The sequence below is a fragment of the Psychroserpens sp. NJDZ02 genome (assembly GCF_004843725.1).
Taxonomy (GTDB): domain Bacteria; phylum Bacteroidota; class Bacteroidia; order Flavobacteriales; family Flavobacteriaceae; genus Olleya.
Genome location: NZ_CP039451.1, coordinates 4302920 through 4319537 on the forward strand (window position 1 = coordinate 4302920; position 16618 = coordinate 4319537).

At 30.4% G+C, this 16618-nt stretch carries 17 protein-coding genes; 15 read left to right on the top strand and 2 right to left on the bottom strand.

Annotation, left to right across the window (positions count from 1 at the left end; all coding sequences use genetic code 11):
• Window positions 1-4: 4 nt before the first annotated feature.
• From E9099_RS19025 to E9099_RS19075, 13 genes are all read left to right on the top strand, one after another.
• Window positions 5-3073, top strand: coding sequence for a TIGR02594 family protein (locus E9099_RS19025; protein WP_136585082.1), 3069 nt, complete (start codon window positions 5-7; stop codon window positions 3071-3073).
• Between the two features lie 11 nt (window positions 3074-3084).
• Window positions 3085-3756, top strand: a complete 672-nt coding sequence (locus E9099_RS19030; RefSeq protein ID WP_136585083.1) for a hypothetical protein — start codon at window positions 3085-3087, stop codon at window positions 3754-3756.
• A gap of 417 nt (window positions 3757-4173) precedes the next feature.
• Window positions 4174-4299, top strand: coding sequence for a hypothetical protein (locus tag E9099_RS19645; protein WP_262710417.1), 126 nt, complete (start codon window positions 4174-4176; stop codon window positions 4297-4299).
• On the top strand, window positions 4290-5291 hold the full coding sequence (locus E9099_RS19035; protein WP_136585084.1) for a DUF5991 domain-containing protein: 1002 nt from the start codon (window positions 4290-4292) through the stop codon (window positions 5289-5291). The genes E9099_RS19645 and E9099_RS19035 overlap by 10 nt, the downstream gene beginning before the upstream one ends.
• Before the next feature lie 322 nt (window positions 5292-5613).
• On the top strand, window positions 5614-5745 hold the full coding sequence (locus E9099_RS19650; RefSeq protein ID WP_262710418.1) for a hypothetical protein: 132 nt from the start codon (window positions 5614-5616) through the stop codon (window positions 5743-5745).
• Between the two features lie 338 nt (window positions 5746-6083).
• Entirely contained in the window at window positions 6084-6305 is a 222-nt protein-coding gene (locus tag E9099_RS19590; protein ID WP_240788925.1) for a hypothetical protein, read from the top strand.
• Window positions 6306-6677: 372 nt separating this feature from the next.
• Window positions 6678-6863, top strand: coding sequence for a hypothetical protein (locus E9099_RS19045; protein ID WP_136585085.1), 186 nt, complete (start codon window positions 6678-6680; stop codon window positions 6861-6863).
• Entirely contained in the window at window positions 6856-7527 is a 672-nt protein-coding gene (locus E9099_RS19050; RefSeq protein ID WP_136585086.1) for a hypothetical protein, read from the top strand. The genes E9099_RS19045 and E9099_RS19050 overlap by 8 nt, the downstream gene beginning before the upstream one ends.
• A 30-nt stretch (window positions 7528-7557) precedes the next feature.
• Window positions 7558-7737, top strand: coding sequence for an SH3 domain-containing protein (locus E9099_RS19055; RefSeq protein WP_136585087.1), 180 nt, complete (start codon window positions 7558-7560; stop codon window positions 7735-7737).
• Window positions 7738-8186: 449 nt separating this feature from the next.
• Window positions 8187-8861, top strand: coding sequence for a hypothetical protein (locus E9099_RS19060; RefSeq protein WP_136585088.1), 675 nt, complete (start codon window positions 8187-8189; stop codon window positions 8859-8861).
• 99 nt (window positions 8862-8960) lie between these two features.
• Window positions 8961-9566 carry a hypothetical protein gene (locus E9099_RS19065; protein WP_136585089.1) on the top strand — a complete coding sequence of 202 codons (606 nt, stop codon included), beginning with the start codon at window positions 8961-8963 and terminating at the stop codon, window positions 9564-9566.
• A gap of 236 nt (window positions 9567-9802) precedes the next feature.
• Window positions 9803-10414, top strand: coding sequence for an HAD-IA family hydrolase (locus E9099_RS19070; RefSeq protein WP_136585090.1), 612 nt, complete (start codon window positions 9803-9805; stop codon window positions 10412-10414).
• Window positions 10414-11277 carry a DMT family transporter gene (locus E9099_RS19075; protein ID WP_136585091.1) on the top strand — a complete coding sequence of 288 codons (864 nt, stop codon included), beginning with the start codon at window positions 10414-10416 and terminating at the stop codon, window positions 11275-11277. Before E9099_RS19070 ends, E9099_RS19075 begins: the two co-directional genes overlap by 1 nt.
• A 96-nt stretch (window positions 11278-11373) precedes the next feature.
• On the opposite strand, the gene E9099_RS19080 is transcribed toward E9099_RS19075, so the two are convergent.
• Complete coding sequence (locus tag E9099_RS19080; RefSeq protein WP_136585092.1) at window positions 11374-12258, bottom strand: hypothetical protein; 885 nt, start codon at window positions 12256-12258, stop codon at window positions 11374-11376.
• A gap of 209 nt (window positions 12259-12467) precedes the next feature.
• Between E9099_RS19080 and E9099_RS19085 the strand changes: the two genes are divergently transcribed.
• Complete coding sequence (locus E9099_RS19085; RefSeq protein ID WP_136585093.1) at window positions 12468-15341, top strand: fibronectin type III domain-containing protein; 2874 nt, start codon at window positions 12468-12470, stop codon at window positions 15339-15341.
• Window positions 15342-15425: 84 nt separating this feature from the next.
• A complete protein-coding gene (locus E9099_RS19090) occupies window positions 15426-16040 on the top strand; it encodes an IMPACT family protein (RefSeq protein WP_136585094.1) in 615 nt (204 codons plus the stop codon).
• Here the strand turns inward: E9099_RS19090 and E9099_RS19095 are convergent.
• Window positions 16029-16427 (bottom strand): acyl-CoA thioesterase, encoded by a 399-nt coding sequence (locus tag E9099_RS19095; protein WP_136585216.1) that lies wholly within the window; start codon window positions 16425-16427, stop codon window positions 16029-16031. The two genes, E9099_RS19090 and E9099_RS19095, sit on opposite strands and share 12 nt — an antisense overlap.
• Window positions 16428-16618: the final 191 nt, after the last annotated feature.

The window sequence follows — 16618 nt, forward strand, 5'->3', positions numbered from 1 at the left end:
TATTATGAGTCTTAAAAAAGTATCATATCCAATATTGCCATCAGATAGAGAACTATCTAACAAAACTACTGTAGAAAAAGAATTAAGTCAAGAAGAATTAAACGAACGTTATTATGGACATAACAACAGTTTTGGCTTTTACCCAATAGGACGTTTAAGCTCTTGGCATGGAGGAATACACATAGAAAGATCTAATTGTGTTCGTGCCATTGCAGATGGTCGAATCATAGCTTACAGGTTTGCAGAAGATTATTTATTAGAAAAAGACACCCAAAGAAAGTATTCTAATAGTTTCATACTCGTCCAACATAATTACGAAAGTCCAGGTAAGCAAAAAAATAAAGATGAAGAATCTACTAAGCAAAAACTCCGGTTTTATAGCTTATATATGCACTTGATGCCAAAGAAGGAATTAGAAAAAAATAATGGTAAAAACATTCCGGATTTATATGCAAAATATACAGCAAAAGTTACAGGTAAGGCACAACAAAAAGGATTACGTTTAAGATCAGGAACTGATTTAGAAACAGTAACTATAAGAGGTGAAAAAGTAAAAAGAGGAAAGGTTAAGCACGTTTTACCTAAAGGTACAGAAGTTACTTACGATCTTAACTCTGCTACCAAAAAAATACGCACTAAAGAAGAAGGTCATATCTTAGGAGTTTCTTTTTCTGACGATCATTGGATATACCAACATAAAACAACTTATACTCCTGTATATTATAAGGGAGATCATGACCTTTTTATGGCTACTTCAGGTGACAGAGTTAAAAATTTAAAAGACGGTACTTTAGTAATTAATATTGAGGAAGATATTATACCTACATCAGAAAAGGGAGCTATTGTAAGAAAAAAACCAAATAGTACAAGTGATTTTATTAGAGTTGAAAAAAAAGAAAATGATTTAGGAGAAATAGAAATAGTAGATAATGAGTGGATAAAAATTAAAGGTAAAGAAGAATACATCCTAAAAAAAGATTTAAAAATAAAAAAAACCTTAAAAAATGACATTATTTTAAATAGTGTAAAAAATGTAGACACATCAATTAAAGCTGGAGATACAATTGGTGTACCAGCTCAATATTCTTTTGAAAAGCAAAACACATACAATTGTGTCCATTTAGAAGTTTTTACAGATGATAATGAAGTTGATAATTTTTTAAAAAATCATGTTGGTGACGATAATCAGACAACTATAGAAATTCCTAAAGGAAAAACTCTACAGATTGCAAAGCCTTGTAATTTTTTAAAAAAAGACACCAAGGTTAAAATATTAGAAATCAAAGACAATTACACCCAAATAGGTTTTGAAGCAGTAACCAAAGACGTAAATGAAAATTTAATTAATTTTAAAAAAGATAGGAAGACAAAAATTGATAACAAAAACAAATCTGAATATACAGAAGTTTTAAATTTTGAGGAACTAAACACGTTATTTGATAATGCATTACCTCCATTAACAAAAAACACCAATGGCGAACACGAGTCTAGACTATTCTATAAAAACTATATTTCTATAATTGATGGCGTAAGAGAGATTTTTACGACATATAACTCATACAACCAACATAAAATATCAGAGAAAAAAAAGATAGAAAACAAAAAAAAACTGAATAAACCCTATTCTGAATTTATAGAATATAGAGAAATAACTTACATCCCAAAAGAAAACAAAAAATATTGGGTTGATAATACTGAGGTAGTAGGTACCAAAGACACTTGGATTACTCTAACAAAAGATATTAAAAATTATTACGAAGAAGAACCTAAAAAAACAGATACAGATATAATAACGTCCGAAAAAATAACTGCACGTAAAATATCTACTACAAAAGACAGTAAAGATTTAGACTGGTATAATGTACAAGGTAAAGGAAAACAAAAAACAAATAAAGGTTGGATTAAAAAAAGTGATTTAACATTTATCAATCCTTACAATTGGTTAGATGAAAGTTATGGTTGGGAAGTTTTTGAAGACCCTGACAATAACTATTTTTATCATTTTGGCGAACCTTTCACAGATAGTACACCTAAAACATTTGTTAATAAAGTATGGGAAAAGTTAAAAAAATACGATGATGACAAAAACAACCTCCTAACAGAAAACGAATTAAATAATGCAATGCAAAAAGATACTGCTGTAAAGGATTTAAGTAGACTTATTTGTAAACATTTTAATGAGTGGGATACTAACAATAAAATCGCTGATTTTAACACAGAAATAGACAAAGTTTACGAAAAAGGAGTAAATTTAGCTACAGAAACAAAAAAAACAAAATTAGAAGAAGCACGGGATGCTAAAAAAGTATTGTTAGAAGAAAAAATTAATAATCTTTGTTTTTGGGATCAAATAACGGATGGTGATGTAGCAGAAACTGACCAACATTATAACGGAAAAGAAAAACCAAAAGAAAAAAGAACCTTCCCTGCTGATAGTTCTAATATTTATCATTTTCATCCAATTGCTTTTGTGGAACATATGAAGTTGATTACCCCGCCGACTACACCACTATGGATGAAATTTGCTAAAGAAGAAATAGGAACTAAAGCTTTAAAAGTTGGTCATAATCCTCGAATCTCTGAGTATTTTAATGCATCTACTAATGGAAAGGGTTGGAATGATGATACTAATTGGTGTGGTGCATTTGTTAGTTGGTGTGTTAAACAAGCAGGTTATGAACCTCCTAAGTTTTCTGCAAGAGCTGCTATGTGGCAATTTTGGAAGCAGATAGATTCTCCGATATATGGAGCAATTGCTGTAAGAGACAATGGACCAAATGACCCTGTTGACACAACTAATCCTGTACCAAAGAAAAGAACATATGGAGGTGATGGTCATGTTACGATTGTTGTTGGAATTAGTACTGATGGTAATTATTATTACTGTCTTGGAGGGAATCAGGGAGGAGAAAAAAAAGCACGTCATGTGAAAATTTCAAAATATCATAAAGATAAAATTGACTGGTTTGTTGTTCCGCCAGAATATACACCTAGCGAATCAGAACATACTTTGAAAGTTATGAAAGATACTGATGATATAGAGATACTTGATGAAAGTAATACTAGAAACTAAATATCTATTATATGAAAAAATATTTTTTAATTGTTGTCTTATCTGTTTGCTATTTAATTAGTGGATGTAAACAGGAAACGGTAAAATCTAAGGAAATTATTAATAATTCTAAGGTAGCGGATGAACAAGTAGTAAAAAGTCATGTTCAAAAACAAAAATTAGATGATGATAAATCAATTGTTCTTAGGTCTGAAGCTAATGGAGTAAAATTTCTAGTTAGAAAAGATATTAATGGGCAATTTATGATTGATCAAGATTATTCGGAAAAACTTAAAGTTGATTATGGAAATTGTAGTATTGATTTGCCAAAAACAATCGGTCAAGCTAAGATTAAAATATTGCCTAAAGCTTTAAAACACGGAGACTGGAACAATGATAATAAAATTGATTGGAAATTTGCCTATCGAATTAATGAAGATGGATTAGATTATGTAATTAACTATATTTTAATTACTGACTGTAAAATGTATTTAATTGAAAATATTTTTTATGAAGATGAAGATACTTTTTTAGAGGAATACGAAGAAGATGTGTCTCACATAGAAAATATTAAAAACGCCCACGATTTTTATAGAAGAAATTTTGATTTTCAATTAGAAAAACAACCTAAAATGAGTAATGCATTAAAATCATACTTGAAAGAATCTTTTTCGGAATTTATAAAAAACAGTGAATATCGTTAAAAAAGCCTAAGTTTAGTGAAATAAACCCCTGCTCCCTCTAGTTTGTAACTAGTGGCATTTACGAGTAAGTTTTAAGTATAAAATGAGCCACAGTTTTTAGTTAAGTTGTGGTATTATATTTTTTTAAAATATTAAAAAAAAAAAAGATTTGGAATTAAAGAACCTGAATCACAGGAACTAATAGAAAATAAAAAGGAAGGGCGAGTGATTCTGATCGTAAAAGTTTAATTAATAGATGCGCGCGTTATGTAGGGTTTGCTTTAGTAGATGGAGGACTCCCCTATGCTGGGATTAATGCTCATAAATACAATTCTTATCAAGTCAAACAAGGTTTTAAAGAAATTTCAACTACGGATTACCAAATAGGAGATATAGTTGTTGTTGAAGCTTTTAAATGGGGTCAAAAGTCACACCCTTATGGTCATATACAAATGTATACTACTTATAATCAATGGGTTTCAGGCTTTTTTCCAAACAGACTTTTGGGCAGGTGGAGATTATAGAAAAGCAACACCAAATTATAAAATTTACAGATGGGAATAAGTAAAATAGTGAAATTAATCTTCTTTTTTTTAATCATAAAAAGTGTTATCTCTTGTAAAGAAATAACTAAAAAAGAAGATAAGATTATTACTGGTAATTCAATCGTGTTATCAGAAACAAAAGAAGAAAATACTCATCAAAGTAAAGAGTATTCACAAGATAAGTCGATTAATTATGATAAAAAACAAAATGTTAATGAGGCAGTTAACAAAATTAAAGAATTCTATCTTTCTTGTTATGGCTATGAGGGAGAGAGAAAAGATGAAGATAATTTGTGGAAAAAATTTACAACAAATAGGTTTTATCAGAAAACTAAAGAATTGAATAGCGAAGATAATTATGTTCTAGATTATGACCCTTTCATATATGGACAAGATTATTATAGAGAAGTAATAAGAAAGACTCTGAAAATTAAAGTGATTCCAAACAAAAAAAATGAATTTGAAGTGAGTTTGAATCACTTTGAACTTGAAAATGAAAAACCAACTAAAGTTATTTTATACCTAGTAAAAGAAGGAGATACTTATTTGATTGATGCTATAAATAGTGACAAACTTCTAAATTTAGAACAAATAAATAAATTTAGTGAGAAGTATCAAAACATTAAAGAAGAGGAAAAAAAAAATCAAACCATTGCTAAAGCTGATAATAGAAACTATCAAATAGAAGATTATATAGGTTCTTACTCTTATTTTTATGACATGGGTAAATTAGATGAAATTGCATCTATGACAATTGATTATTCCTTTGATATTAAAAAGAATGATATTTCCTTTTCTGGACAAGGTTATAAGACGAATTTTGATGATTTATGTGAAGCAAAAATCAATAATGGTGTTTTAGAAATTTACTACAAAGAGACTATAGAAGGTAATACATACAATAGTAATAGAACACAACCTTTATTTAAGATATATAAAAAAGGAAATGATTTTTATGCTATAAGTTCATTTATAAAAGATGGTAAAGAAATTAAGTTAAAGGGAGATTAACGCAGAGAATAATCATGAAGCAAGAGTTAGGGCATTTATGAGAATGTTGCGTGTAGGAGAAGGAGCTGTAGGTAAAAAAGGCTATACAACTTCTTATGGACATCAAACAATGACTGATTTGTAAGCATCCCGAAACTGTGTATGAAGGTTCTAGTGCTGCAGGTGTATATCAAATGTTGAGAGAAACTTATTGGACACTACAAGGATATATAGTTAAAAAACATAAAAAGGTAGGTAAAACTATTCCTGCAAGAAATCTTATAGAAATATATAAAACACCTATTTCTCTGCACTTCCCCAAGATAAACTGTGTATTATCTATATGAAACATCACGAAAAAGGGGTAATAAAGTTACTTATTGAAGGACAAATAGAAAAAGCCATTAGAACAAAAGGAAGTGAAATTTGGTCTAGTTTATCAAATGAAGGAACCCCTGCTGGTGCTAGTTTGTAACTAGTACCCACACAATAATACAAAGCTCCTTGCTGACGCAATTATCTTGCTTGTGTTTAGATAAAAATAAAGAATAAGCCCTCGCGCCACATATCTGCAACCCTGACGCACTTCTGTATAATGTCTCTATTTTTTTTTTAATATTTGCAATGCAATTTATTATCTTCAAACAATGTCTCAAAAGATATAAAGTTATAGATAGTACCATTAAGACCTTTGTGACAATAATAATTGATTGGGTAGATTTATTTATTCGACCAACCTAATTTAAAATATTAGATGATTCTCTAATTTATTGTATTGCAAACAAAGGATTAACATTACAAGCATACGTATATATGAATAGTCATATACATCTTATTATTAGCTCTCAAGAAAATGAGTTGCAGGACAGTATTCGCGATTTAAAAAAACACACCTCTAAGGAATTTATAAAAGCGATAAAAGAACTTCCTGAAAGTAGAAAGGAATGGCTTTTAGCTAAATTTAATTATGCAGCAAAGCGTGTAAAGAAAGGTGTTAGTTATAAGGTTTCGAAAGATGGGTATATCATCCTGTAATTTTAGATACTAGTAAAAAAATCGCACAACGAATAAATTATATACATTATAATCCTGTGATTTCAGAATTAGTTTATCATGAAAGGGATTGGAAAAACAGTAGCTTTGCAGCCTAGGAAGAGGACAAATACCGCTCTGGTAATTTGAAATATGAAAACAATTAGTCACGCCTTACAAAAGCGCGCCAGGTTCTACGATTATAGATGCGGCGCAAGTGGGGTTTTCTAAAAATGAAGAAGGTGATTATAATATTTCAGTAATTAATCAGTATCTAATTTCTAATAAAAGTATTCTAAAAATAAAGTAGAAATTTATAGAGGTCAGAGTGTAGATATTAAATATCTTAAGAAGAATGGTGGGACAACTAGGTATATGTATAATAAAGATTTTGATAAAATTAGAATGCAAAAGATTGTTGACGGATTTGTTAAGTTTCATTTTAAATATCTAGCTTCATGGATTGATTCTGAAGGAAAGTTGATGACCAATGAAAAGAAAGTAGGACATCATCATTTTCATGCAGGTAATTTGAATAAAAAAGAAATAATAAATGATTAAATTAATATTTAAAGTTTTTACAATAACCTTTTTAATAACCTCATGCAAGGTTGAGAAAAAAGAAGTAAAAAAAACAGAGCAAATTTTATCTGATGTTTACGAAAAAGATAAAGTACCTTACTTACAACTTCCTATAGATTACTGTTTTGAAATAAACAAAAAAAATATTGAAGGAAATATCTTTTATGATCAGAGAGAGAAATTAAATACAAAAATAAATGATAATTTTCGTTTTGCGAGTGAAAGTGATATTCTAAATATTGAAAATGAGATATGTAAAAAGTATAAAGAAAAATGTGGTTTATATTTTACAGAATTTGATTATTCTAAAACTTATAAGATTAAAAATAATTTTGATTTTGATCTTTTTTTAATTACATCAAAGTATAATTATTATTTAAATTTAATATCAATTAAAGAGGGTAAAGTCATAGATTTATTAAATGTTTATTTAAACTATGTTGATTATGAAGGTCAAGAATGTATTTATCGAAATTTTTCCGTCGATAAAGACTTTAATATTTGTGTTTTTAATTACATTTATTACGAAGCTATAGGAGAAGTTGAAGAGGATAATAATGAAGATAATTTTACAAGCCTATATCCATCCGCTATTTTAAGAAAAGAATTTTATACGTTAACAAAAAAAGGTGTTTTTAAATAAACACAAAACACTTCTTTAAACATAGGCACTATGGTTTTTGCCCAAGTAGAAACGTATTTAAATGTGCGTTCAGCACCTATTTCTAGTAGGACTATTATAGCAAAAGCATACCCAAAACATGGTTTACAAGTATTAAAAGTTTTAGAAGGTTGGGTTAAAGTAAGTTTTAATGGTTCAGAAGGTTATGTTAGTAGTGATTATGTAAAGTAAACAACTTCATTATAAATAAAATAAAGCCACCAATAGCACTCATTCGTAACGAGTGTCATATTGAGTAACAAAACCCTATCATCAATTAGCAAATGAAACAAGTGATATAGATGGACTTGATTTTTATGAAAAGCCTTCTTTAAAAGCTATCGAATATTTAAATAAAGCGTTAGAAAATAGTCATCCTGTTTTAATTGGAGTCAATCATACTTACCTATATAGAGGAGGAACAGGAATTAATGAAGGTACAACTGATCATTATGTAATAATAGTTGGAAGGAAATTAGTTAAAAACGAACAAAGTTATATGTTTTGGGATGTTGGTACTCGTAAAGGGAGTTCCACAGAGTGGTACTTCGTTTTGAAAGATGAATATAAGTTATATGCAGAAAAAACTTATAAATCAGGAAACAAACCCTATAATGTAACTCATATAAGAAGAAACTTAAATGAATCACACCAAATTATTACTTATTAACAGTCTATTTCTTTTGATAGTCTTTTCCTGTAAAAAAGAAAAAAAAGTCAAAGAAAATTTATCATCAATTGTTGAAATAGAAAATATAAAACAGAAAGTAAATGATATAGATTTACAAAACTCGAAATTCTATTTATTATCAAAAGATACTGATAATCAATATTTCTTGAAAAAATTATACTTTGAATCTGATATGGAATCTTTTCAATTCAAAGAGAATATAATGTTTGACAAGACAGGGATGGCAATAATGGAGCCATTAGAATATATCGTTTTAAGCAAAGAGTTTGATAATGATAAAATTTTGGTTAAAGTTCAAAATAAGTGGACAAAGAAAAAATTAACTTTTTATTTCAGATATGATTCTAAAAAGAACATAGTTTACCAATTAGAAAATGACAAAATAATTAAAGCATTAATCGATTCATTGTCTTTAAAATCTATAAAAAACATCTATGTCCCTCCTTGTGAAGAATTTGAAACAAATGAATATGAAATCAAAGACTGCTTAGAAGAATATGTCAAATATGAGGAAAAAAATAGACTAATAAAAAATGACTTCAGTTGGTACCCAAGGTTAGATTGTAATAAATATTTTGACAAAGAATTTTGTAAGAAATTAGATGCTATCTCAAATAATAAATAGGCGCTCCCGCTAGTGCTCGTTTGTAACAAGTGCCGCATCGAGTAAGAAAACATCAATTAAAATTATAAATGTTTTAGTTAGCTTTTGTACTTTTAAGCAATGAATAAAATAATTTTTATAGTATTAACATCTTTTTTTATAAGTTGTAAAAATAAATCAGAAAACAAATCAACCCACGCCATTACAAACAAAGGAAGTGTATCGGTTTTGACTAAAGATAGCTTCACTACTACTGATGCTTCTTTTTCTAATAAAAAGACAAATAAAAATCAAATTGAGTTTTTAAATTTCATAGACGAAAGTCTTATTTTTCAAGACGCTATAATTAATGATTACTTAGCACATGCCTTTGTATGCCATGGAGATGAAAAAGAAATGAAGTTCTCTGGAAAAATCTATCTAACACCAAGCGCCTCAGAATTAGAAAATTGGAAGGATTTCAATTACAGAGCATCAATGATTGATTCTATTAATAACATCTTTAGTAATAAAGAAACCCATGAAAGATTTACACTATGGGCTCAAATAACACCTAAAGACAACTTTCTCCCTCTTGAAGATTGGGTTGATAATCCATGTGAATATTATAAAAAAGATAGAACTGTAATTATCTATAAATCAGACAAAGGACAAAAGCATTGGACGGAAATAGAAAAAACCAAAAATACTGAGAGAATAGAAGAAATTTTAAAACTAAGCCATTAGCTGTAGTAATACAGACAACTCAAGCTCGCACTAGTGCAGTTAAGAGTACGTTTTCTAACATACTTTATAAATCACAGTTTTTGAAAGCTGTAATTTATTTTTTATATAACTAACATTTTTAGAGAAAAACAGACATTAAGCTTATTAATTACTAGAACAAAAAATACTAATCCTGTAAAGATTCGGTAATACTAAAAATAATAAGATATTTGCAAGAGTATTTAAACCTCGAACAAATGATTAAAACTATAATATTCGATTTTGGAGATGTCTTTATCAATCTAGATAAAGAAGGCGCCATGACCAACGCTTTGGAGCTATTTGAAATCGACGAATTATCTGAAGAACTGATTGCTTTTAATAGCTTTTACGAACAAGGCTTAATAAGTACTGACGAGTTTATCGACTTCTATTTAGAAAACTTTCCTAAATTGTCTAAAAAGGACTTAATTGATTCTTGGAATTATATAATCTGTGATTTCCCTTCAAAACGCTTAGACTTTATAGAGCAATTAGCTAAAAACGAAACCTATAACTTGATATTGTTAAGTAATACCAATGAAATGCACATTGATTGCATCAAAAAGCACATTCCGTTTTATGATGACTTTAAAAAAGCATTTAATCAGTTTTACTTATCACACGAGATTCAATTACGCAAACCCAACACAGACATCTTCAAGTTTGTTTTGGATACAAATAATTTGAAACCTGAAGAATGTCTTTTTATTGATGACACCAAAGAAAACACAGAAGCAGCAAGCACTTTAGGGATACACGTATGGAATAACGACCCAAAAACCGAAGATATCATAGATCTATTTACCATTAAAAAAGATTTATTTTAATGTATTTAATAGTTAGTATTTGTGCTTCTACCCTAATTTTTGTCATATTTAAAGTTGTTGGAAAACGTAACATAAACACACTACAAACCATCGTTTTCAACTATTTTACAGCTTTTACTTGTGGTATTTTAAGTTATGACGCCCCAGTCGTTGTCAAAGACATTGTAACATCCCAATGGTTTTATGGTGCTATTGGACTAGGCTTTTTATTTATTGCTATCTTTAATGTTATGGCTTTAACGGCACAACGACTTGGCCTATCTGTAGCGTCTGTTGCTAGTAAAATGAGTGTGGTTATCCCAATAATTTTTGGACTATTTTTATATAATGAAAGCTTAGGCTGGCAAAAAGCAATTGGTATTATTTTAGCTTTAATCGCCGTGTACTTAGCCTCACAAAAAGCGAAAACAAACACGCGTTTTTCTATTAAAAGCCTATGGCTTCCTGCCCTACTCTTTTTAGGTTCTGGGACCATTGATACGACCATAAAATATCTAGAAACAACCCATGTTGCAGATAATGGCATTCCTATTTTTTCTGCAACCATCTTTTTAATTGCTGGACTTATCGGGATTGGCATTCTTTCCGCGAAAGCGATACAAAAAAAATTAAGCTTTGATCCCAAGAGTATCATCGCTGGTTTTATTTTAGGAATTGTCAACTACTACTCTATCTACATGTTATTAAAAGCGCTTAACGCGGAAAACTTTGAAAGCTCGACGATATTTACGGTTAACAATGTTGCTATAGTTATGCTATCGACACTTTTAGGCTTAATATTTTTTAAAGAACGCTTGCTTGCCAAAAACTGGATTGGTATTGGTGTTGCTATATTAGCTATACTTTTGGTAACTTTAGCGTAACTCAAAAAAAAACACCAATTTAAAGCATAGATATTTTTTTTTATACTATTTAAAAATTTTGAATATATAGATTCTAAAACACTTCAATATGATGTTTTAAGATAGTATTACCGCTTCATAGTTCTCTATTGATTTTGATACTAGCAACGGTTTTTCTTTTTTAATATAAGCTAAAATCATGAAGCATATAAATGGGATTAATCCATGAGGAATTCTATATACAGTAGAAAACAAATACTGATGTAAGGTTAACAAAGACACATCATAAGTGAGTCCACTTAAAACCCTAGCAAAAGCAGTAACGATTCCCCAAAAAGCGGCATAAAGCAATGCAAAATGCGATACTTTAGGTACGAAAATTAAAATAGCTGTTATAAAATCTAAAATACCTGCTACATACAGAAATGATTTGGCTAAGTCTTCGGTTATAGGTAAAATATTTAATGACATTGTTACAAAATCACCTGGCAATGGATATATGGTTCCTATTGCATACACGCCATGGCTCACAAAAACCAAAGCTATTATTACTTTTAACGGCATCATTATTTTTGAAAAATCTTGCTTCATTTTAAACAAGAATAACAACACAAAAGGTGCCCCAAATTGAATGCTATGCTCAAAAAACATAGTTATATGGTAAAATTTACTTTTGGTCAGTAATAACGACAACAGGAACAGAAAAACACCTCCTGTAAACAAAATCACTTTAAATATTTTTTTAGAATTCTCTCTAATCCGTACACTTACAATAGCGCATATTGCATAAAAAATGCCGTTTATTTTCATGATAGTTTGAATAGCGTTATCTGCAAAAGAACTAGTCACATAATCTCTCCAACTGGTTTGAAAAACACCTTCTACAATCGGGCTTAATAATTTTTGATCCCAGAGTAAAGACCTAAAAGGCGCGTCCCAAAATAAATGCTCGTAAGCACGACCTATAAACACACAGAAACAACTTAATTTTAATAAAAACACAATATTATTTTTACGCATCACATTATTAATTATGGCCTCAAAGATACCTTAACAACAGGACTCCTTAGATTACCTAATCATTAACTGTTTGTTATTGAAAACACACTTTAATGTTAAGGTTTTAAATTAAAGTTACCTTTTACAAATCCTCATGCTTACAATAAAAACACTTCCTATTTTCGGCTTATAATTAAAAAACACACATCGTTATGAGAAAAATTACTTTATTGATTTTACTATGCCTATTTTCAATAAAAACATCTGCCAACAACGCACGTTATCGTCTGGTAATCACCGACAATCCAGCAACTACAATTACCATTGGGTGGGATCAAGTTTCTGGTGTAGATCCAATAGTATATTATGGAACTACAGATCATGGCGTTGATTTTACCAACTACCCTCTTAATAAAGCTGTAGAACGAATTATAGATTACAAATCTATGAACAACAACTTTGTAAAATTAACGGGATTAACACCAAACACAGCTTACTATTTTGTAATTAATGACTCTGAAGGTACAGGTAACCGCTTTTGGTTTAAAACCGCTCCAAACACTAATATACCAATGTCTTTTATTGCTGGTGGAGATTCTAGAAATAATATTGTACCCCGTCAAAACGCAAACTTATTAGTCTCTAAATTAAAACCAACAGCTGTATTTTTTGGAGGTGATATGACAAGTGGTGATAGTGGTGCTGAATGGATAGAATGGTTTGACCATTGGCAATTGACCACTTCTACAGATGGAAGAATGATTCCTATTGTTCCTACAAGGGGAAATCATGAAGATTCTAACTTAAGTATCTATAATTTATTTGATACACCTTCGGAAGACGTTTATTATGATCTAACTTTTGGAAATAATTTATATACTGTATATACTTTAAATTCCGAAATAACTGCTGGAGGGAATCAATCCTTATGGCTACAAGAAAAATTAAACACCGAAAACGCTATTTGGAAATCGGCACAATACCACAAACCTATGCGTCCGCATGTTAGTTCTAAATCTGAAGGAAATGACGAATACAACAACTGGTCGCAATTATTTTATGATTACGGTGTCGATTTAGTGTATGAATCGGATTCCCATGATGTAAAATCTACCTATCCAATAAAACCTTGTGATGGTAGTGCTAATTGCGATGAAGGTTTTGAAATAGATAATGAAAATGGAACTGTTTATGTAGGAGAAGGGTGTTGGGGAGCACCATTAAGAACGGCTGACGATGCTAAAGCTTGGACAAGAGATTCTGGTTCTTTCAACCAATTTAAATGGATTACTGTATCTACGACCGAAATTACTGTAAAAACCATCATGGTAGATAATGCAGCCTCTGTTGGTGAAAACTCAAATAACGAAATAGCAGGTGTGCTTCCTGAAAATACCGCTGTTTGGAGTCCTTCAAACGGAGATACTATAGTAATTACAAACGATATTGTAACACACTTTGCCGCTATTACAGCAAGTCAAGATTCAGAAGAAGCTACAAACGGTAATATCGACCTAACAAGTTCTGATTTAGAATTTGTTTACGATGGTGGTTCTAATCAAACTATAGGTATCGAATTTGAAAATGTTACTATTCCTGAAGGTGCTACAATTACAAAAGCATATATTCAGTTTACAGCAGATGCAACAGACAGTGATACTATTGATTTATTAGTTTCGGTAGAAGACACACCAAATGCAACTCCTTTAACAAATACAGCGTATGATGTCACATCAAGACTGTATCTAAATAGCACATTATGGTCTCCTCCTTCTTGGACGGAAAATGAGAGTGGAGAAACGGAGCGTACTTCAGATATTACTACATCTATTCAAACTGTAATCGCAAAATCTTCATGGGTAAACGGAAATGCAATAGTCGTAAAAATTGAAGCAACCGAAGAGTATCTAGCATTAACCAACGAAAACAGAAGAGCAGATTCTGTAGAAGAAGGAAACGCTCCTACTCTTCACATAGAATACACAGAGTCTCCAAATGAATTTCCTATCGTTGAAATTACATCTCATGAAAATCATGAGTATATTGAAACAGGAGACAATATTTCTTTTTGTGCAAACGCTACAGATGCAGATGGCACTATTAATCATGTAGAGTTTTTCATAGACAATGCTTCCATAGGTCAAATAATGACTGAACCCTACCAAATAACAGAAACACTAACAAACGGTGTACACGAGCTAAAAGTAATTACAACAGATGATCAAAATGGACAAAATACTCATACAATAACTTTGTTTGTAGGTGAATATACATCTAATATTGCCATAAATGCTTCGGTAGATGCTGAACAACAAAGTGATGGAACGATAGAACTATCAAGTTCTGATTTAGAATTTGTATACGATGCTTCCTACGTAGCAGGAAACCAAGTAATAGGTATTGAATTTGGAGATGTAACCATCCCTAAGAACGCTATAATTACGAGTGCTTATATTCAGTTTACGGCAGATGCGACAGATAGTGAGCCGCTTGATTTATATATTGCTATTGAAAACAATCCAGACCCAGCAACAATAACAGATAATCTAAATAACATAACATCAAGAACCTATTTAGAGCCACAAGTATGGACTCCTGAACGATGGGATAATAATTCAAGCAATGAAGCAGAACGTTCTCTTGATTTAGCAACAGATATAAACACTATAGTATCTCATCATTTATGGCATGTAAACAACTCGATTGTTGTAAAAATACAAGCAACAGAAAATTTTTTAAATTTAAATAACGAAAGACGTCGTGCAGATTCCGCAGACGAAGGAAATCCTCCGGTGTTACATATTACTTATCAAATAAACAATCAAACATTACATATAGATAATATGTTGCCAAAGCAACAAAAGGCAGTCTTATTCCCTATTCCTGCCTTTGAAGTCATTAATATAAAATCTAATCGCGCGTTTAATAAGGCAGAGTTTTATTCATTGTCAGGAAACCTAATCTCAACCATAAACATATATGATTATAAAATAGATAGTAGTAATTTAGCTTCTGGTATTTATATTATAAAACTTTCAGAAACAAATTCAAAAAACACCATTTACAAAAAAGTCGTTATAAAGTAATACCTATACGCTTTAATAAAAAACGTCCATCATAATTTTAATGATTGGGCGTTTTTTTATATCATTGATGTTTTATCATCCATAATGACTAATAAAGACACTTATAAAACAATTACAAAGCCTTCGGAAGAAGTCTTATTTAAAGATAAAAACTCCAAGTTTTTTGGCTACGCCTTTCCTGTAACGTCAGAAGATCAAGTTAAACAACATCTGGACGATTTAAAAAAACAACATCATCAAGCCAGGCATTGGTGCTATGCGTACCAAATAGGCACAGAAACCATTGCCTACCGGGCAAATGATGATGGCGAACCTAATAACAGTGCAGGAATGCCTATTTATGGTCAAATCCAGTCTTTTGAAGTTACTAATGTACTGATAGTCGTCGTCCGTTATTTTGGCGGAGTAAAGCTTGGTGTGGGCGGTTTAATAAACGCTTACAAAACAGGAGCTCAACTAGCACTAGAGGCTTCAAAAATTGTTATTCGCACCATTAATATACCTTATTTAATTTCTTTTGATTACAAAAACATGAATAAGGTCATGCGCGTAATAAAAGAGAAAAATCTAAAGGTTATTAACCAAAAATTGGAATTAGACTGTCAAATTACAATTTCAGTTCGAAAAAAAGACGCGAATACAATCTTCGAAATTTTTGAAAGTATTTATGAAGTTAACATCAAAGATTTAACCATTTAAAGCTTCCAAAAAATACTTAGGTGGTCGTGTTGGACGTTTTGTTTTCATATCGATAAACGCCAAAACCACACTTGCTGTAGACACAATTTCTTGCAATTCATTGTGTATTTCATACTCAAATTCCACCAACGCAGAAGGCGCTTTTTTAAGCTGCGTTTTTACCGTAATTAAGTCATCATAATGCACTGGTTTTTTGAAATTTACAGACATCGACACCACTGGCAATCCAATACCATTTTCTTCCATTTTTCGATAAGAAATATTTAATTTACGTAACCATTCAATTCTGGCCATTTCTAGATATAATGCGTAATTCCCATGATGAACAACACCCATTTGGTCTGTTTCTGCATAACGCACTCTTATTTCAATTTCATCTTGTTTTATACCCATTATATTATTTATTTTTTGTAATTTATAAACACTAACCAACATGAGGAAAAAAAACTGAATATTCAATAGTAAATGATTTTTTTTTTACGTTTTTTGTTCACATATTTGCCACGCTAAAGAACGAAGCTGTTCTAATGTCATTATAGAACAAAAGTAACTAACATAAAATACCTTTTAAAATTAAA